Source organism: Maricaulis sp. W15 (assembly GCF_001924955.1).
In the GTDB taxonomy this organism is placed as follows: domain Bacteria; phylum Pseudomonadota; class Alphaproteobacteria; order Caulobacterales; family Maricaulaceae; genus Maricaulis; species Maricaulis maris.
In genome coordinates, this window is record NZ_LQXG01000020.1 from 145,887 (window position 1) to 163,510 (window position 17,624).

The 17,624-nt window shown below is 56.7% G+C and carries 18 protein-coding genes; 11 read left to right on the forward strand and 7 right to left on the reverse strand.

Annotated features, from left to right (window positions below):
- Positions 1–517 precede the first annotated feature (517 nt).
- The 3 genes from nhaA to lspA all read left to right on the forward strand — a co-directional run bounded on the left by nhaA (position 518) and on the right by lspA (position 2,962).
- Positions 518–1,729: a Na+/H+ antiporter NhaA gene (gene nhaA / locus AWH62_RS14885; protein WP_011644273.1), complete on the forward strand. Its 1,212-nt coding sequence runs from the start codon at positions 518–520 to the stop codon at positions 1,727–1,729.
- Between the two features lie 209 nt (positions 1,730–1,938).
- Positions 1,939–2,325: a DUF302 domain-containing protein gene (locus tag AWH62_RS14890; protein ID WP_011644272.1), complete on the forward strand. Its 387-nt coding sequence runs from the start codon at positions 1,939–1,941 to the stop codon at positions 2,323–2,325.
- 73 nt (positions 2,326–2,398) lie between these two features.
- A complete protein-coding gene (lspA, locus tag AWH62_RS14895; RefSeq protein ID WP_075191295.1) occupies positions 2,399–2,962 on the forward strand; it encodes a signal peptidase II in 564 nt (187 codons plus the stop codon).
- Positions 2,963–2,966: 4 nt separating this feature from the next.
- Here lspA and AWH62_RS14900 read toward each other — a convergent pair whose 3' ends face one another.
- Positions 2,967–3,413 (reverse strand): helix-turn-helix domain-containing protein, encoded by a 447-nt coding sequence (locus AWH62_RS14900; RefSeq protein WP_075191296.1) that lies wholly within the window; start codon positions 3,411–3,413, stop codon positions 2,967–2,969.
- 64 nt (positions 3,414–3,477) lie between these two features.
- On the opposite strand from AWH62_RS14900, the gene AWH62_RS14905 reads away from it, so the two are divergent.
- On the forward strand, positions 3,478–4,113 hold the full coding sequence (locus AWH62_RS14905) for a cation transporter (RefSeq protein ID WP_075191297.1): 636 nt from the start codon (positions 3,478–3,480) through the stop codon (positions 4,111–4,113).
- Complete coding sequence (locus tag AWH62_RS14910) at positions 4,113–4,667, forward strand: PEMT/PEM2 methyltransferase family protein (protein ID WP_011644268.1); 555 nt, start codon at positions 4,113–4,115, stop codon at positions 4,665–4,667. Before AWH62_RS14905 ends, AWH62_RS14910 begins: the two co-directional genes overlap by 1 nt.
- 32 nt (positions 4,668–4,699) lie before the next feature.
- On the opposite strand, the gene merB is transcribed toward AWH62_RS14910, so the two are convergent.
- The 4 genes from merB to AWH62_RS14930 are packed head-to-tail and all read right to left on the reverse strand — an operon-like array spanning position 4,700 to position 7,599.
- The gene (gene merB, locus AWH62_RS14915) at positions 4,700–5,347 is read right to left on the reverse strand and encodes an alkylmercury lyase MerB (protein ID WP_011644267.1); all 648 of its coding nucleotides are present in this window, start codon (positions 5,345–5,347) and stop codon (positions 4,700–4,702) included.
- A gap of 7 nt (positions 5,348–5,354) precedes the next feature.
- Positions 5,355–6,785: a mercury(II) reductase gene (gene merA / locus AWH62_RS14920; protein ID WP_075191298.1), complete on the reverse strand. Its 1,431-nt coding sequence runs from the start codon at positions 6,783–6,785 to the stop codon at positions 5,355–5,357.
- A 39-nt stretch (positions 6,786–6,824) separates the two neighbouring features.
- Positions 6,825–7,202, reverse strand: a complete 378-nt coding sequence (locus AWH62_RS14925; RefSeq protein WP_011644265.1) for a cation transporter — start codon at positions 7,200–7,202, stop codon at positions 6,825–6,827.
- A gap of 10 nt (positions 7,203–7,212) precedes the next feature.
- A complete protein-coding gene (locus tag AWH62_RS14930) occupies positions 7,213–7,599 on the reverse strand; it encodes a mercuric transporter MerT family protein (protein ID WP_011644264.1) in 387 nt (128 codons plus the stop codon).
- A 70-nt stretch (positions 7,600–7,669) separates the two neighbouring features.
- Between AWH62_RS14930 and AWH62_RS14935 the strand changes: the two genes are divergently transcribed.
- Positions 7,670–8,122: a helix-turn-helix domain-containing protein gene (locus AWH62_RS14935; RefSeq protein ID WP_011644263.1), complete on the forward strand. Its 453-nt coding sequence runs from the start codon at positions 7,670–7,672 to the stop codon at positions 8,120–8,122.
- On the opposite strand, the gene AWH62_RS14940 is transcribed toward AWH62_RS14935, so the two are convergent.
- Positions 8,062–8,505: a helix-turn-helix domain-containing protein gene (locus AWH62_RS14940; RefSeq protein WP_011644262.1), complete on the reverse strand. Its 444-nt coding sequence runs from the start codon at positions 8,503–8,505 to the stop codon at positions 8,062–8,064. The genes AWH62_RS14935 and AWH62_RS14940 overlap by 61 nt on opposite strands.
- Before the next feature lie 31 nt (positions 8,506–8,536).
- Positions 8,537–9,079: a hypothetical protein gene (locus AWH62_RS14945; RefSeq protein ID WP_011644261.1), complete on the reverse strand. Its 543-nt coding sequence runs from the start codon at positions 9,077–9,079 to the stop codon at positions 8,537–8,539.
- An 880-nt stretch (positions 9,080–9,959) separates the two neighbouring features.
- Between AWH62_RS14945 and mobC the strand changes: the two genes are divergently transcribed.
- The 5 genes from mobC (at position 9,960) to AWH62_RS14975 (ending at position 17,454) form a co-directional block, all read left to right on the forward strand.
- Positions 9,960–10,289: a plasmid mobilization relaxosome protein MobC gene (gene mobC / locus AWH62_RS17265; RefSeq protein ID WP_011644260.1), complete on the forward strand. Its 330-nt coding sequence runs from the start codon at positions 9,960–9,962 to the stop codon at positions 10,287–10,289.
- 8 nt (positions 10,290–10,297) lie between these two features.
- Entirely contained in the window at positions 10,298–11,209 is a 912-nt protein-coding gene (locus AWH62_RS14960; RefSeq protein WP_011644259.1) for a relaxase/mobilization nuclease domain-containing protein, read from the forward strand.
- Between the two features lie 642 nt (positions 11,210–11,851).
- Entirely contained in the window at positions 11,852–13,138 is a 1,287-nt protein-coding gene (locus AWH62_RS14965) for a TolC family protein (protein WP_011644258.1), read from the forward strand.
- A complete protein-coding gene (locus tag AWH62_RS14970; RefSeq protein WP_011644257.1) occupies positions 13,135–14,334 on the forward strand; it encodes an efflux RND transporter periplasmic adaptor subunit in 1,200 nt (399 codons plus the stop codon). The genes AWH62_RS14965 and AWH62_RS14970 overlap by 4 nt, the downstream gene beginning before the upstream one ends.
- Before the next feature lie 12 nt (positions 14,335–14,346).
- Positions 14,347–17,454 (forward strand): efflux RND transporter permease subunit, encoded by a 3,108-nt coding sequence (locus AWH62_RS14975; protein ID WP_011644256.1) that lies wholly within the window; start codon positions 14,347–14,349, stop codon positions 17,452–17,454.
- The last annotated feature ends 170 nt before the right edge of the window (positions 17,455–17,624 follow it).

Sequence of the window (17,624 nt, forward strand, 5' to 3'; positions counted from 1 at the left end):
ACCAGGATGAAGGGTTGCGATGGTGGCGGCGCCACTGGGTGCAACCATATGCTTTTCTTCGGCGTGTCACGTACACCGGATCAAACTGGGTACTCCAGATAGCTCCACAGGCTCAGTCCCTGGCCACCCTGCAGTTAACAACCCAAGTCGGTGACAGGCCGGGGCCAGTTCTTGAGTTTAGGTGTCGAGATGGAGCAACATCATTCAATTTTCGAGATGTAACCGTATTCTCCCCGTTCCATTCGAACTTTGAAATGTTCATTGACGCGCAAGGTGAGCGGCGCTGGGTCACGATTGCGCGCCGAACGTCACCTCTAACACTCTCAATTGAAAACTCTGATCTCGTTGTGCGCATTTTGACGGAGCTGGAGCATGCGTCGAGCTTTACCATCGCCGTGCGTGATGCCACGCCGGTACGAGCCAGGTTTGTTGCTGATCCATCAGCTTCCACGTTTTCAGAGTTTCGATCTGCGTGCGCATCCCAGCGGCGTGGTCCGTCTGGAAACGAAGGTGATGTATGACCAAAAATTCAACGGAATGTTCACCGGCCAACCAGACTGGGCTTGAACGCGTGCTGCGGTCTCCGGCAATAGCCGGACTGGTCCTATTGGTGTCGATGCTCGTCGCCTTTTTCTGGGTGAACTCGCCATTTGCAGATAGCTATGAGGCCATCCACCATGCTCCGGCTGCAATATCGATCGGTTCGTTTGAGCTCGCAAAGCCGCTAATTTTGTGGATCAACGAAGGCCTGATGATCGTCTTCTTCTTTTTGATCGGATTGGAGATCAAGCGGGAGGTGTTCGAAGGCCAACTGTCCTCGCCAAAACAGATCGCACTGCCGGCGTTCGCCGCTCTTGGGGGGATGCTGGTTCCGGCTGCGATCTTTCTTGCGTTCAACAACGGAAGTGAGGAGTACGTGCGCGGTTGGGCCGTGCCCGCTGCCACCGATATCGTGCTCGCTCTTGCGCTGTTGGCGATGCTCGGGTCACGCGTGCCTATCGCGCTGAAAGTATTCCTAACTGCGCTAGCGATATTCGATGATTTCGGCACGTTGGTGATTATTGCGCTCGCCTATTCGGAGGGCCTGAGTTTGCCATCGCTGCTGATGGCGGCGTTGGGCACGTTGGCACTCATTGTGCTTAATCGACTACGTGTTGCAAGTCTCACAGCCTACGTCCTCGTTGGCGTATTCGTTTGGGTCTCAGTATTGGAGTCGGGCGTTCATTCGACGCTTGCCGGAGTGATTATTGCGTGGTGCATCCCGATGCGCGTCTCTGGCAGAGAGTTCCTCCATAAAATTGAGCATGATCTCAGCCCCTGGGTTGCTCTCCTAATCGTTCCGTTGTTCGCATTCTTTAACGCTGGAATCGACCTGGGCGGCGTCGACTTCGAGACATTCTTCGGCCCGTTGGGTCTCGGCATCATCCTTGGCCTTTTCGTTGGTAAACAGGTAGGTGTCATGTTGGGTGTGGGCCTCGCCGTTGTCCTCAGGATTGGCGCTAGGCCAATAGAGGTCAGCTGGGGGCACCTCTATGGTGCAGCCCTACTTTCGGGTGTGGGCTTTACGATGAGCCTGTTTGTGGCCGGGCTAGCATTTGAGCAACCTGGCGCGGTTCTGACGGTCAATCTTGCGGTAGTTGTGGGCTCTGTTTTGTCGGCGACCGGTGGGCTTGTTGTGCTCGCCAGATCATACCAGACATCCCCTTCCCTCGCGAACGCGCCTGACTAATCAATGGCCAGTCTTTTGGTCTCGCGTGCTCGAGCTCGCTAAAAGCCATCAATAGCCCATAGATTAGAGCGGATACTCGAGTGGTGCTGAAACAGATCTTGATGCTACAGCCACTAGAGACTTTACTGTCGAGACCCAGCCCAATTGAGAAAAGCCCAGAGCCGAAGTTTTGAGGCTAGGATAGTGGCCACAAGTGCACGAGGAAAGTTATGCCCTACACTCACAATCGTTTGTTCGAAAATGCTAATATGGCTGAGATTGAGGAGCGCACGCGACGTTCACTCGCTGAAGCTGGTTTTGGTGTCCTTACGGAAATTGATGTGAAAGCCACGATGAAGGCGAAAATCGATGTTGATCTTCAAGCGTATCGCATTCTCGGAGCGTGCAATCCCACAATGGCGCATAGAGCCATAGAGCTTGAGCCTCGGATTGGAGCGATGCTGCCATGCAACGTAATCCTGCGGGAGGTGGAAAACGGCATCGAGGTAAGCGCTATCGACCCGGTAGCGTCGATGCTCGCGACTGAGAATGACGACCTTACGCGTTTGGCCATCGAAGTTCGTGATTTGCTAGTTCATGCGATTGATGAAGTGTGATCAATCTAATGCAATTTGTCTGTCTGTGGCGGCAGATGCCGCGGCTGTCTGAGCATTTGTCCCGGTGAACGCTATGGCCAATTTCTTTGTGCGTGTTGATCGGTACTTAGCGAAGCAAGCTGCTTTGAGCAGTAGGTTTTCGAAGATATCTCGAGCGGTGAGCATCGCGCAACTAACGGCGATATCGGTCTTGGTCGGTATGGAGTTGATCACAAAACAGGTGCTTGAAAGTAAGCTGGCCGTTTGGGAGGGCGCGACTTCCATATTCCCCGGGTTTAGGCTTACGCTGAACCACAATCGAGGCGTAAGCTTCGGGATGCTCGATAACGGACACTGGCTGATGCCCTATCTGCTTGCAATCGTGGCTTTGATCTTGGTCGTAGCGGTCTTGATCTGGACTGCGCAGCAGAAATCGAAGTGCATTAATGTCGCCGGTGTCCTGTTTGCCGCGGGCGGATTGGCCAACGCGATCGATAGGCTCGGAGATGGAGCCGTCACAGACTATTTGGACTTTGGATGGCGAGCGCTTCGCTGGCCCACGTTCAATTTGGCCGATGTCTTTATATTTGTAGGCGTCGCGTTGTTACTCCTCGCGTGGACGAAAGGGTCGCAGAATTTGGAAGACGACGAGCAGTAGTCAACTATTGCTCTTTGAGAGCCTTTGATTTGTGATCCGATAAGCACTTGGAGTGGTCGAAGAGGCTTGTGACGATTTCACAGGAGCCGACCTTGCCACCGGCGCAGCCGTCGATCATGCGCATAAGTTCGCTTTCGAGCACACGAAGCTGCTCGATGCGTTTTTGCGTTTCAACTAGATGGTGCCGCGCAAGTTCGTCCGCCTTGGTACAATCTGTGCCAGGGTTCTCCTGAAGATCGATCAGGTCTCGAATGGCTTCGACGGTAAAACCTAGATCACGCGCATGTCGGATAAAGCCGAGCAGGTCCACCGAGGCTTGCCCGTAGACGCGCCGTCCGCTTTCAACCCGCCTCGGTTCTGGCATTAGGCCGACGCTCTCGTAATACCGGATCGTCGTCACTTTGACGCCTGACGTTTCTGCCGCTTGGCCGATGGTGAATTCTTTTTGCATTTTTCTCTTGCTTCTACAGTCGCTGTAGAAATTAGACTCCATCTTAAACGTAGGAGTCAAGAAAATGAGTTGTTGCCCAAGCGACCAAAAATTCGATGGATCATCGGTTGCGTACACACGCGCCCTGTGGGCCGTCATTTTTATCAATCTTGTGATGTTCGTCGTCGAAATCTCGGCAGGCTTCGCTTCAGGTTCGCAATCGCTGAAAGCCGACGCCCTTGATTTCGCCGGCGATACGATGACCTATTCCATCAGCCTCCTAGTCATTGGCTCCAGCCTCGCCATTCGTGCCAAAGCCGCTCTCTTCAAGGGTGGGCTATTGTTCGCGATCGCGATTGCGGTGCTGAGCATGACGCTCGTCCGCGCATTCTCTGGCGAGCCGCCTGTCGCTGAGACGATGGGCATCGTCGGGTTCGCGGCACTTCTCGCCAATGCCGTAAGCGTGGTGATCCTTCTTAAATGGAGAGACGGCGATGCGAACGTCCGTTCGGTCTGGCTGTGTTCCCGCAATGACGCCATCGGCAATGTTGGCGTGATGATAGCCGGCGGCCTTGTCGCCCTGACCGGGTCGGCTTGGCCGGATCTCATTCTTGCGTTCGTACTCGCCGGCATTTTCACCCGCTCGGCTTGGTCCATCTGCTCGCAAGCTCTCTCAGAGCTTCGTGACCACAGCTCTACCGCCAACCCAGGAGAAGCGTAATGTTCCCTCTGCTCATCGGCGTCGTTGCTTACACTCTCATAACGGCCGCACTATCGATCCCGTTTATGCTTCGAGCGCGGTCTGAGTTTCGACAACAAGGTAAATGGTCGCCGCTGACCGCCGCCTTCTCGGGCCTCATCATGCACGGGCATTTCGTCGCCACGATTGCTCTCGCGTGGCTCGATCGCGGCAGTTTGTTCGCGCCGAACCTGATCTCACTGGCGCTCGGGGGAGGGCTCTTCCTGGGTGGCGCCTACGTCATATTTCTCGGGCGTTACGCCTATGGTTCACAGGAACGCGTTTACGGCTTGCTCGAAGATGAGCTAATCCAGCACGGCATCTATCGGCGCACCCGCAATCCGCAATATGTCGGCTACAGCGGCATGTTTCTCGGTGCTGCGATCGCGGCCGGATCCGGTCTCGCTATGCTATCCGCACTGGTGTTCACGGCGATCATCCACGTGTTCATTACCTGGGTGGAGGAGCCGCACATGCGCAGAACCTTCGGTGACGCGTTTGGTAAGTATGCGCAAAAAGTTCGACGATATGTCTGATTGAGACACGATAGTCGGGTGTGCTCCAGGCACTAATATTCGACGTCGGGGTAGCGCCAAGCATTGCGTTGTTGAGCCAATGCGAAAGCTTGAGATAGTGAGACGCTGATCGCGTTGGGACGATCCAAGCTCCATTCGTCAAAAGCCGATTGATCTGCGAACATGTTTACCTGATCACAAAAGGCTCCCCGGAGATCCTTGCAACAAGATTTGGTGTCAGTTTTGGCCAGTGACATTACCGGACTATCAGGTGCAATGGCGGCAACGGAGCTGCTAGTCACCTTTATTTCTATGTCTGTATGAGAGTTCGGACACGTTGTGTGCAGCGTGGCCGCCTGCTCAATCAATGATGGCAAGAACAGTGCATCAAAAACGCACCAAGTAAAAAGTGAGCGTTCGGCGGTTTCGAACCTGTGCGCTGTGGGCGCCAAACTCAGACCGACAAAGCCAATGATGTGCCCGTCATCATCAAGCTCGATCGCGCTTGGAGGAACAAGGTTGAGAAGCCTTGAAGCCGTTTCTAAAGGCGTTCCGAGGTGTTCTGCGATAGACGCAATTGAGATCGGTTTCCCACTGGCCAGCGCTCTATAAATGTAGAGCGACGCCCTCTGAAGATCTTTCGGATTTTCACCGATGTATCCCGCTTCTAGAACAGCAGTGATTTGTGCGAGATCTGTCATAGAGAAACTACCCCGCACAGCACGAGAGCTTCGCAACGTCTTTGTCGAAGCCCTGTGCCGCAAGCTTGAAACCTTCGACCGTCGTTAGATATGGAAATATCGTGTCGCCAAGTTCTTTGGTCGTCATGCCAAACTTGAGCGCCAGAACCAAGGTTTGGATGCTATCTGCGCCCTCAGGGGCCATGATTTGTGCACCGAGTAGCTCGTCAGTTTTGCGATCCGCCACGAGCTTTATAAGCCCGCGCGTGTCGGCAGCCGCGAGGGCTCGGGGTACTTGGTCCAGCGGGGCGATTGACGTTTTGACGTCATAGCCCGCTGCCTCGGCTGCCGCGGCGGTGAAGCCCACGCCAGCAACCTGTGGATCGGAGAACACGACCCAGGGCATCGCACGATTGTCATAGGGTTTGACGGGTTGAGACGTGGCGTGTTTGGCGGCCAATTTCGCGCCGTACGCTGCCATGTAGACATATTGGTCGCGACCTGTGACATCGCCTGCCGCATATATGGAGGGATTGCTACTCCGCATGAGCAGGTCGACGGCAATGCCGCCGCGCGCGTCGGTCTCCACACCAACGTCGCCCAGGCCAAGATGTTGCGTGTTCGGGCGTCGCCCCGCTGCAATCAGAACGCTCTGGGCGACGACGACATCCGTGCCGCCAGTCGTCTCGCAGTGGAGCTGGACGCCGGAGGACGATTGCTCGATGCGTTGATAGCCAACGCCAGAGCAGACCGTGATGCCCTCAGCTTCAAATGAAGCCTGGAGTGCCGCACTAATTTCGGGCTCCGCCTCCGGTATAAGACGCGTGCGACAGCAGATCGTTACGTGCACACCGGCGCGGGCAAACATCTGCCCGAGTTCACACCCGATGACGCCACCGCCGATGACAATCATGCTCTCTGGCAGCCGATCTAGTTCGAGCGCACTGGTCGAATCTAGTGTTTGAACGTTTTCGATGCCAGGGATCGGCGGGATGCTGCTGGAAGAGCCAGTAGCAATGATGATCTTCGCAGCGCGTATTGCCCGCCCGTCGAAAGCAACACCGCCCTCTACTAGGCGGGCAGGAGCTTTCGTTTCGATGTAGTCGATATTTTCGTATTCGGGCAGCAAGGCTTCGTATTTTTTGTCACGAAGACCCGAAACAAGTGCGTCTTTTTGCGCCTGGACCGCTGGCCAGTCATCGACCCTGGATGCCACGGACACACCCGCAAACCTGCGGGCAGCAGCGCCTGAGTGCGCCGCTTCCATAGCGCGGATCAGGGCCTTCGATGGCACGCAGCCAACGTTTACGCATGTGCCGCCAATCGTTCCGTGACCGATTATCGCCACGCGCGCGCCAGCTTCGGCGGCGGTGATCGCCGCCGAGAATCCAGCGGACCCGGCGCCAACAACGGCGATGTCGTATTCGCCATTGTTCCCATCTGAGCAGCAATCTTTCATTCGTGACTTCTCCGTCTGACCAGTGATCTGGCGGCGCTTTTAGTGTTGATGTTCTGCTTCGGAATGGTCGGCATCTTCGGCGTTGGAGGCATGTGCGGGATAACCAGCATCGGTGGATGCCTGACCAACAAGCGCTGCAGTTGTCACACTCGGATCAAATCGAACAATTGCGGTCTTGGTTTCGAAGTCCACTTCAACCGAATCCACGCCTTCAACACGGCTCATCGCAGTCCGAACTGTGATCGGGCAGGTCGCACACGTCATGTTCTCGATGTCGAATGTAGCGGTTTCTGTTTGAGCAACGACTATATTCGTCTTTGCTGATGTCTCTGACGGCGCATAATTGAATGCCGACAAACCGGCTCCTGCGATACCGAGCAGGGCTACGGATAGTATTACGGTGGATGTTCGTTTCATTGTGTGTCTCCTAGTAAAAAAATGGGGCCCACCAGTCGATCGTTGCGGCGAGCAGAACGATCGCCAAGCCGACCCAGAGGGCGATTTGGGTGATGATGTTGGATTGGGGTTTTGCGCAATATGAGCCGTCTTCGCATGGTGGCTCAGACTTGAAATAGACGTGCCAAAATCCCGCGCCGATAAAGGCCAGCGTCACCACTATGAAGTAGGGCTTGTACGGATCGAGCGCGGTGAGCGACCCGATCCACGCGCCACTGACGCCGGCGAGTACCAACACCAAAGGCAAGATGCAGCAGGATGACGCCACAATGGCGCCGATAATGCCTCCCGCTGCGAGCCAGCCTCGTTTTTGACGGGGGGCTGGTGTTTGGTCGCTCGATTGTTCGATTTCGGTCATTCGTTTTCTTGCTCATTCCTAGATTTTCAACTAGGCTAATCCCTGTAGTGACTACAGACTCAAGGAGAAAATGAACACGAAAACACACGCTCGCGTGAAGGCACTTACGAGAGGCGAGCTTGCACGTCTCACCGGCTGCCACGCAGAAACCATTCGCTACTACGAAACTCAGGGCGTGCTGCCTGCGCCTCGCCGCGCAGAAAACGGATACCGACTTTACGACCGCCGCCACATCGCGGTTCTGACCTTCATCAGACAATTCCGAGATCTAGGGTTCTCGCTGAACCAATGTCGTGCGCTGCTGCGTTTGGAGCGCGACCATTCTGGCCAGTGCCAGGCGGTTGCTAGCGAGATCAACGCCCATATTGAGGTGGTCGAAGGGCGTATAGCGGAACTGAAATCAGTCGCGTCCACGCTGCGCGCGGCGGCCAGAAAGTGCTCAATTGAACCGAACGCCGGCTGTCACGTTCTGGACGCGTTACTCCAAGTCGATGCTGATAAGTCCTCCGGCGCGAAGTCGTAGAGAGCATCAACTATCGGGCATTCCGGCACGACACCGCCGTCGCACTGTGAGGCCATGTCACCAAGAACACTTTCTAGACGTTTTAGGTCCGCAATTTTCTTACGCACCGATGCCAAGTGGTCGAGAGTTATATCTCGCACCTGACCACAGCTATAGGCGTTGTTGTCGACCAAGCTGAGGAGGTTCTGGACCTCGGCGACAGCAAATCCGAGATCGCGTGCGCGCATCAAAAACTGGAGCCGTCGAACATCGTCATCCGAATAGGTTCGAAACCCATTTGCCGCACGAGCAGGTTCGGGCATGAGGCCGATGCTCTCATAGTACCGCACAGTCTCTAGATGGCAGCCCGTGAGTTTGGCGAGTTTACCGCGGGTGATGTTCATCAAGTCGTCTCGGTTTGTTGCTGCGCTCAGTCTAGGGTTTTTGACCAAACCGCTTGCGTTCCCAGTTGTCGATGGCCCGGATTGGGCCCGGGCAATAATGATCGCGGGCGCGGCGCCCGGCCAGCCGACCAATCAAAATCGGGAGAGCCCGCATCTCGCAGCCAGCCGTCGCGAAGATCGCCGCGAGCACGAACGATATCCCAAGATGCCCGTAGACATAGATGTTCAATATCGCGATCGCGTTCCAGAGCGATGATGACGCGACTTCACCGGTTGATTGCCAACCCAAATAGGCGGCCGCTGCGATGCCCAGCGCTGCAAGGAGGCGTGGCCAGAACGATAGCTTAATGCCGAAGCCAATGTTCACCGTGTAGGGAATGAGCTGCAATGCGAAGAGCGTAAATCCAATCACGGAGAGATTGGTAAGCGCGCCGACGTCGCCAAAACTCACGATCTGATAGACCCAATAAAGTGAGCCGTAACCGAAGAGCGCGCGAGCAGCACGACCGATCCACCCTGGCGGTGGAATTGTGCCAGCGTCGTCGAAACGGAAAGTCGGTTTAGCGTCTGCCATATTACCTCCGCGTCCAATCCAAAACCCAACTTTGAAGTCTGAACTCGTACTGCGGCAGGATGAATGCGGCGATGAGGAACGTTGTTCCGATCACCCACCAGATCCAAAATGATCTTGATGCTTGGCCGCGCCATATTGCATAGGACGCTGCAACGGCGAGCAATCCTGCAGATGTCCAAAAGAAGGAAGGTTGCCAACGCGCGAACCAGCCGAGTTTCGCGACCAACCCACTCGCGAATCCGAAGTGCACAAGCAATATCGGGATGACGCAACACGACGCGCCCACGAAAGCGGCGAAGCCTCCGAGCACGCCGCCACTCGAAAGCGCTCTTGAGAGCCAACTTTGATCTGTACCCGCTACTGACATGTCGCCACAATAACATCTGTAGTTACTACAGATGCAAGTCGTTCTAGGGCGCAGATCGATCACGAGTTCGAGACTTCTCGCCCCTTAGGAGGGGCGAAACGCTGGCGCTATCCCACCCTTTCCCACCCTTTGGGCCTGCGGCCTGAAGCGAGATCCAAATTGGCCTCTGCCCGGCCAATTGTGTCTCCCCCTTCTTGAAGAAGAATCCGTCTTGTGACGGCTTCTTGGCGAGAGCCTTCCTAGAGTCCCCAGATGGGGACTCGTCAGGCCCTCGTGACACATGTGCCACGGTGCTTGGGGTGAAGCATCGGTGCAACGTCACATGTGTCGGTTGTGCTATAGCTCGGCGTTTCAACCTGGAGTATATTTCTGCGGATGAGATCGACTTGGGTGAGAGCAAGCAGGATGTATACGGGCAAAAATGCTCCGTTACATGTATACCATTCGAAGCACACGAAGTGTGTCCTCAAGGCATATCCTGCTTGTCCTTCAAGTGCCAGGAGGGCTTAACGAATGCCGCCAAAGGGTCATCGAAAGTCACGCGCCGAGGTTCGATCCGAGCGGATCGACGTCTATGTCACGCCAACTGAGTTGGCGGCCATAAACGAAGCGGCGGAGACTTGCGATCAGACCCGTGCGGCCTTCGTGCGTGCATGTGCGCTCGGGGCCCGTCCCCAAGCGAAACCTGCACGCGTCACAGCGGATGCCATTCGCCAGCTGACCTCGATTGGGAACAATCTCAATCAGCTCGCAAAGCAGGCCAACGCCGGCTTCGTGGTATCCGCTCCCGCGGTACACGCAACCCTGGACGCTGTCCTGTCCGCTGTGCGCCGGCTCGGCTGAGCTTTCTTGTGATCGGAGAAGCTCAGACCGGAACCGGCTTTGGCGGCCTTGCCCGATATCTCGCCACGGGGCAGCGTGGCGATCGACCTGAGCGGGTCGAATGGGCAGAGGCGCGCAATCTGCCGACAACCGATCCGGACACCTATCCTGCGATGATGCGTGCCACGGCGCGGATGTCGCGACGGGTTCAAGATCCCGTCTTTCATTTTTCTGTCAGTTGGCCAGTCGACGAGCAGCTCGAGCCGGACGCCATGGCGGGCGTTGCAGATCGAACGCTCTCAGATCTCGGTTTGTCGGAGCATCAGTCGGTGATCGTTTGTCACAATGACACCGAACACCCGCATCTCCATGTTCTGGTCAATCGGGTGCATCCGGAAACCGGTAAGGCCTGGCCGAAGTGGCGCTACAAGACCCGCCTTGAACGCTCTCTCAAAACCCAAGAGAGGGAGTTAGGCTTACAGCAGGTGCCTGGACGGCTCTCCCGTGTGTTGAGCTTTGGGGAGCGTTTGAAGAAGCGGGCTGAAGGCGGGTTTGACGTCAACGCGCTTGTCGCCTGGGGCAAAGATAAGATCGGTGAGTTGCGCCAGTTCATTCGGCCGCACTTCGATGAGGCATCCTCATGGAATGATCTTGAAGATCGGGTTTCCGAGCGCGGGCTCGGTATCCATGGCAAGGGCCAAGGATTGATCTTCAGCGATGGGAAGGGCTTCGCCAAGCTCTCCCAAGTCGGCGGCAAGAAGCATCGTCTAGCGATGCTCGAAGCGCGCTTCGGGGACTGGAAGAGCCATGAGGCGCAGCGGAAGAAATCCGGTGGCTTCGATCGTCAAGACGCTCTTGACCGGGACGAATTGAGTGAGATCGAGCGACGGCTGCGCCGTCAGCGTGAACGCGATCGTGATGATGATGGTCGGGTCCGGTAGTTAGCGAGTATGTGCGCGTCACTCAAGAACAAGGGTCTGCAATCAACCTGCCTCTAGTGAATTGGCAGCCGCCACGATTGAGACAATGTAAAAAAATTCGAAAACCGCTTGCTTCTACAGCCGCTATAGGAAGTAAGGCTTTTCGTAGTTCAATCTGAACGAATCCATTTTGCTCACCAAATTGGGTGTTGGATAACTGAGTAGAGGCGAAATCATAGCGGCATCGACCAATATACTCTTGCCGATCGGCCTGACGCTAAAACTTGCAGCCTCACTTCTCGTGGCCTGCGCGTTTTTGTTGGCGCACATAGCTGATGCCCAGCTATGTGACGACAAGTTCGCTATCGCTTGCGTGATTGGCCAAGAGGCGAACAGCGCCGAGCAGCGGGACGAAGGTCGGGGAGAACACGAAGACCGTGGGAAAAATTGCGGCCCCTGTCACGCGTTCAAAACGCGACAAGTATCATACGAGGCAGGTTTGGCACCGAGTGGCGCGCCCTCAGCTAGACCGCAGCCAGTCGACAGTTTGCGATCTCGACCGATCGGCAGTCTCTATCGTCCCCCTCGAGCCTGATCCTTAGCAGAACATCGGTCCGCACTTGCGGGCACGCTTTAGCTGGATCCGCTTGAGGAGCATACAACATGTCATTTTTTCTAAAGGGCGCTACCGCAGCCCTGGCGCTCGCCGCATTGACCGAAGGCGCGCTGGCCTCACCTTGCGATGGACGGATTGGCGGTTCGCCACAAATTTCGCCGGGAAGGCCCCTAACACTTTTCACCGTACTTTCAGAAGTTCGCCACGCCTCGCCTGCTGTTCGCGCGGCCGGATTGGAGGCCCGCGCCCTCGGTGCAGAGGCGGACCAAGCCGGGCGGCGGCTCAACCCGACCCTATCGCTCGAACTGGAGAATTTTGCGGGCAGCAACGCGTTGTCGGGTTTTGATCAAACTGAATCAACATTCGCATTAGAACAAACGCTCCGTCTTGGAGGGAAGCGAGCGCTCGAGGAACGAGCTGCGCGGGCTCGCCAGGCGCTCGCCAGCGCGGAATGCGCGGTTATCCTGAGGGAGACTGAACTAGAGGCCGCGATCGTCTTTGCTGAGTTGGTGGCAGCCGTCCAATTACGAAACCTTGCAGAAGAAAGTGCGGATCTAGCGGATGAACTGGTGAGCATTGTGGCGCGCCGAGTCGATGCGGGCGCTGCGGCACCACCGGAGCTCTCGCGGGCGCGGGCGGACGCGACCGCTTTGCGCGCGTCTGTCGAAACGGCGCAGGCAGGTATTGATCGCCGCAGATACGCGCTTGCTCTCCTGTGGGGCAGTGCCGAGCCCACATTCTCAGCACCGATGGGAGTGAGCTTTAATTCCACCATCGCGGAAGTCGAAGCAGACGTGACACACCCTGCGCTAAATGCAGCAGATGCAGCCGTTCGTGTCCGACAGGCCGAAACCAGCTTTGCCCGAAGCGCCATCATCCCAGACATAAGCGTATCGGCAGGAATCCGGCGGTTTGAAGAGACCGGCGATGAGGCTTTCGTCGCGGGTGTTAGCCTGCCGCTCCCAATCTTCGATCGCGGGCGGGATGCTGCGCGAGCGTCGGCGATCCGGAGCGATGCCGCCACACTCAATCGAGCAGTTACCGAACAACGCTTGTTAGCCCAGCAACGGGCTGCAGCTGCGGCTCAACGCACGGCACAAAGCCGATTGCAAATCCTAAAACACGATACGCTGCCCGCGGCGACGGAGGCCTACGAGGCGGCCTCGCGTGGCTATCAGATTGGTCGTTTCGATCTCACCGCCACCCTAAATGCCCGCGCGGCCCTGTTGAGCGCCCAACTCGCTGTGATTGATGCAGAGTTTGCCTTGCAGAGCGCAGAGCTGCGTCTGCGAGCTCTGATTGGGGCAGCCCCCTTTGATGGAGATATCCGATGATTGGTAAACCGCATCTATTCGCGGTCATCGCCGCTACTTTGGCCATTACCGCTTGTGGCAATGGTGGGGACCGAGACTCGGATCGTTCCTCCGCAACGGAAGTGGATCACGATGATGGCGAACAATCTGCCCAAGTTGAGTTAAGCCCGGAGGTGGCGTCAGAGGCTGGCATTGTGACCGCGCGCGCGACACGTACTCCCCTGAGACAGTTTCTCTCTCTCCCGGCCGAGTTGAGGTTTGATGCAGATCGCGTCGCCGCAGTCTCACCGCAAGTGAGCGGGCGGATCATCCAAATTACAGCGACCGAAGGCGATCTCGTCTCTCCCAATGAATCGCTGGCAATCCTCTCCAGTCGTGAACTCGCCGACCTGAAGGCTGAGTTTCTGACAGCCGCCACTTCCGAAAACCTTGCCCAGCAAGCCCTGGCACGTGAGGAAACGCTTTTTGCAGAGCGAATTACACCCGAGGCTGACCTGCAGGCTGCCCGCGCTGCGCTCATCGCGGCCAGCGCCGCACGCGAAGGCGTTGAGAACAAGCTCATTGCTGTGGGCGTTCCTCGCAGTGAGCTCGCATCTCTCGGCGATGCGCCCGACCTAACACTCGCCCAGGCCCGCCTTCGGGCTCCCATCGGCGGTGTGGTTGCGCGCCGAACAGCAATCCTTGGCGCAGCAGTATCGGCAGAAGACGCAAGCGCCCCAGCTCTCTTCACCATTGTTGATGACAGCGTCCTATGGGCTGACATAGCGGTCTACACGCAGGACGCAGCAATCGTTGAAGCCGGCATGGCCGTCGTCCTTCGGTCAGAAACGGGGGCTCAGTTAGCAGAAGGTGTGATTTCGACCGTTTTGCCGACGATAGACGAAACCTCGCGCATGGCGACCGCCCGCATGGTTGTGGACAATTCTGACCGGCGGATGCGCCCCGGTCAGTTCGCAACGGCTGAGATTGCAACCGGGGCCGACGAGAGCCGCCTCCAAGTGCCATCGGCGGCCATCGTTGAAGTTGCGGGTCGAACGAGTCTGTTCGTTCCAACTGATGACGGATTTGCGCCGCGGACCGTGGAGCCGGGAACTGAATCCGGCAACCAGACCGTGATCCTGTCTGGCCTCGATGAAGGAGAGTTCTACGTGTCAGAGGGTGCATTCACGCTCAAAGCACATCTCGAAAGAGACTCCTTCGGTGATGATGACGACTAGGAAGTTAGAGATATGCAAAACTTAATGCACCGCCTTGCCGGCGGCCGGCTGCTAGCCGCCATCGCGGCCCTAACCCTCACCGTAGGGGGGCTGTTTGCCTTTCGTGCGCTTCCAGTTGATGCGTTTCCCGATCCTTCACCCTCGCTGGTTCAGGTGTTCACCGAAACCGAAGGGCTCTCTCCAGAAGAAGTCGAACGCTATGTAACCTTCCCAGTCGAAACCGCGATGTCCGGTCTTCCAGATGTCGAGGAAATCCGATCGGTCTCAAATTTCGGTCTCTCCATTGTAAACATCTATTTCGAGGATGGCACGGATGTGTACTTCGCACGCCAGGTCGTAGGCGAGCGATTACCAGAGGCCAGCGAAGCCATCCCAGATGGTTTCGGGACGCCCCAGCTCGGGCCCATTTCGAGCGGACTAGGCATCATCATGTACTTTCGCGTCGTCGATGAGACTGGCGCCTATGATCTGACCGAACTCCGCGAAATCACCGACTGGATGATTAAGTACCCTCTTCAATCCGTCGAAGGCGTGACCGAAGTGCTAGCGCTTGGCGGTTTCGAAAAGCAATACCAAGTTCGTCTCAATCCCGATCTTCTGATCGCCTATGATTTAGAGGTGGCAGATGTAATCGGTGCTCTAGAAAGCGCAAATCGCACGACCGGTGCGCAATTCATCGAAGTAGGCGCGGAACAATACACCGTGCGTGGTGTCGGCTTGGCACGATCGGTTTCCGACCTCGCAGAAACGCCGGTTAGCACGGTCAACGGTCGTTCGATCAGAGTGAGCGATCTTGGAGAGGTCGTTATTGGCGGTGGTACGCGCCAAGGGCTCGCGACTGCCAACGGCAATGGCGAGACGGTCGCCGGCCTCGTTCTTAAACTCTATGGTACGAACACGTCTGATGTGATTGAGCGCACACACGCGCGCTTCGATGAGATCAATGCATCCCTGCCAGAAGGCGTACGCGCCGTTCCATATTACGATCAGGGTACACTGGTTAGACGGGCGGCCTCGACCGTCACGACCGCGCTCTGGCAAGGTGCTCTACTGGTCGCAGTTGTCGTGTTTATCTTCCTCGGTGGCTGGCGACCTAGCCTAGTGGTGGTCTTGTCAATTCCATTCTCGGTTGGCTTCGCCTTCATCTCGATGAGCGTGTTGGGCATTAGCGCAAATTTAATGTCTTTGGGAGGTGTCGCCATCGCCATCGGTATGATGGTTGATGGCGCTATCGTCATTGCCGAAAATGTCGACCGAGGTTTCCGGGAACGGCGGAATGGCGAGGACGCTCGCGATGTGGTCGCCAAATCGACCGCGGAAGTTATCGCTCCGCTAATCGCAGCCGTCGCAGTCGTGATTATTGTGTTTCTGCCTCTATTTTCGCTGGAAGGTGTTGAGGGTAAGACTTTCCGGCCGCTTGCTGCGTCTGCCGCCCTTGCCATGACAGGATCGCTCCTCTACGCCGCGCTAGTCGCGCCCGCCATGGCCTTTGGCTTAATCAAGCCACCCAAACACAATACGTCTGGCGAGGGCGCAATCGCCGGCGTGGTCAAGTCTGTCGCAAGCGTGTTCGTCCGCGCACGCCTTGCTGCGGTTGCGTTAGCGCTTGGACTTTTGGTCATCGGAGGGTTGGCGGGCTCAAGATTGGGCTCGGAGTTCACACCCGCTCTCGAAGAAGGTGATATCTTACTTCGGGTCTCTATGGCTCCATCAATATCGCTCACCGAGGGGCGCGAGACATCAACACGACTTGAACGTCGATTGCTGGCGGCGTTCCCTGAGATTGACTCCATTGTTAGTCGAATTGGCCGAGGCGAGGTCGGGGCTCACGCTGACCCGGTAAACAGTATTGAGGCCTTTGTCGCTTTGAAGCCAAGGTCAGAGTGGCGACCCGGCCTCACACCGACCGACCTGCGTGCAGAAATATCCGAAGATCTGGAGTCCTTTCCGGGAATCAGAGTGAACATCGGGCAACCGATCGCGATGTCGGTTGATGAACTTCTAACCGGCACGAAAGCTCAGCTCGCGGTAAAAATTTTCGGTCCTGACATGGATGTGCTGTTGGAAGGTTCGCAGGAACTACAATCAATTCTTCAACGTGTCAGCGGGGCGAGTGATGTGCAGGCTGATCAGATCACCGGCGCGCCACAGTTAGTCGTCTCGGTCGATCGCGCGGCCTTAGGCCGATATGGTCTTTCAGTGGAGGAAGCCCTTGATACGCTGAGCGCGTCCGTCGGCGGGGCGGAAGCCGGCGTCCTCTTTGAAGGGGTTCGCCAGTTTCCAGTGGTCGTCAGATTTGACGAAAACCGGCGTGACAATGCGCAGGCGATTGGCCGACTTATCCTAGAAAGCGAGAGTGGTGCTCGGGTGCCGCTTTCAAGTGTCGCCTCGATAAGAACTGTTGTCGGTCCTCGTCAGATAACGCGCGAAAATGGGGAGCGTTTCATAACGGTGCAGCTCAATGTTCGCGGGCGCGATATCGGCTCCTTTGTTGCCGATGCGCAAGCGGCGACCTCCAGTCAGCTAGACCTTCCGCCTGGTTATCGTGTCGAATGGGGTGGCCAGTTTGAACTGCAACAACAGGCCAATGCCCGCTTCGCCGTGGTGATACCGATTACGTTGGGAATAGTTCTTCTCATCCTGTTACTCGCATTTGGGAGGCTCAAGTCAGCGATATTGATCCTGCTGAACATTCCTCTCGCGTTGACCGGTGGCGCCCTCGCTTTGTGGCTAACAGGATTACCAGTCTCGGTGCCAGCCACGGTCGGGTTTATTGCGCTTTTCGGTATCGCCCTTGGTAACGGAATGGTGCTCGTCAGCTTTATGGACGACTTCGCGCGGCAAGGCCGCGACCACAATGCGCTCGCTATTGAAGCGGCAGGACTGAGAGCAAGGCCGGTGCTGATGACAGCGCTCACGACAGCGCTTGGTTTGGCGCCATTGCTATTTGCGACTGGAGTAGGTGCTGAAGTGCAGCGCCCGCTAGCGACCGTTGTGATGGGCGGACTCGTTTCGTCAACCGTCCTTACCTTGCTCGTACTGCCAGCGCTACATCGGTGGTTCGCACCAAAACCGGGCGGGCATGTTTCGGTATTGGAGACAGAGCACGCTCGTGACTGATGACAAGGCACTGTACTCCGCGGCTGTGCATCGAACGTCAATACGACGTTCGATTTCGAGGACCGGCACTACAGGCTCTGCGGATCGTAGCAAGGTATCAACGCTACGATCCGCGGGCTCGGCCCGGGGTTCGATGGAGTCAGTTGAAACGTTCAAGCCAACGGTATCGC

What these genes read in the sequence shown, in the direction of transcription:
- nhaA (WP_011644273.1), top strand. Translation starts at nt 518, where the DNA reads ATGACCAAAAATTCAACGGAATGTTCACCGGCCAACCAGACTGGGCTT.
- AWH62_RS14890 (WP_011644272.1), top strand. Translation starts at nt 1,939, where the DNA reads ATGCCCTACACTCACAATCGTTTGTTCGAAAATGCTAATATGGCTGAG.
- lspA (WP_075191295.1), top strand. Translation starts at nt 2,399, where the DNA reads ATGGCCAATTTCTTTGTGCGTGTTGATCGGTACTTAGCGAAGCAAGCT.
- AWH62_RS14900 (WP_075191296.1), bottom strand. Translation starts at nt 3,413, where the DNA reads ATGCAAAAAGAATTCACCATCGGCCAAGCGGCAGAAACGTCAGGCGTC.
- AWH62_RS14905 (WP_075191297.1), top strand. Translation starts at nt 3,478, where the DNA reads ATGAGTTGTTGCCCAAGCGACCAAAAATTCGATGGATCATCGGTTGCG.
- AWH62_RS14910 (WP_011644268.1), top strand. Translation starts at nt 4,113, where the DNA reads ATGTTCCCTCTGCTCATCGGCGTCGTTGCTTACACTCTCATAACGGCC.
- merB (WP_011644267.1), bottom strand. Translation starts at nt 5,347, where the DNA reads ATGACAGATCTCGCACAAATCACTGCTGTTCTAGAAGCGGGATACATC.
- merA (WP_075191298.1), bottom strand. Translation starts at nt 6,785, where the DNA reads ATGAAAGATTGCTGCTCAGATGGGAACAATGGCGAATACGACATCGCC.
- AWH62_RS14925 (WP_011644265.1), bottom strand. Translation starts at nt 7,202, where the DNA reads ATGAAACGAACATCCACCGTAATACTATCCGTAGCCCTGCTCGGTATC.
- AWH62_RS14930 (WP_011644264.1), bottom strand. Translation starts at nt 7,599, where the DNA reads ATGACCGAAATCGAACAATCGAGCGACCAAACACCAGCCCCCCGTCAA.
- AWH62_RS14935 (WP_011644263.1), top strand. Translation starts at nt 7,670, where the DNA reads ATGAACACGAAAACACACGCTCGCGTGAAGGCACTTACGAGAGGCGAG.
- AWH62_RS14940 (WP_011644262.1), bottom strand. Translation starts at nt 8,505, where the DNA reads ATGAACATCACCCGCGGTAAACTCGCCAAACTCACGGGCTGCCATCTA.
- AWH62_RS14945 (WP_011644261.1), bottom strand. Translation starts at nt 9,079, where the DNA reads ATGGCAGACGCTAAACCGACTTTCCGTTTCGACGACGCTGGCACAATT.
- mobC (WP_011644260.1), top strand. Translation starts at nt 9,960, where the DNA reads ATGCCGCCAAAGGGTCATCGAAAGTCACGCGCCGAGGTTCGATCCGAG.
- AWH62_RS14965 (WP_011644258.1), top strand. Translation starts at nt 11,852, where the DNA reads ATGTCATTTTTTCTAAAGGGCGCTACCGCAGCCCTGGCGCTCGCCGCA.
- AWH62_RS14970 (WP_011644257.1), top strand. Translation starts at nt 13,135, where the DNA reads ATGATTGGTAAACCGCATCTATTCGCGGTCATCGCCGCTACTTTGGCC.
- AWH62_RS14975 (WP_011644256.1), top strand. Translation starts at nt 14,347, where the DNA reads ATGCAAAACTTAATGCACCGCCTTGCCGGCGGCCGGCTGCTAGCCGCC.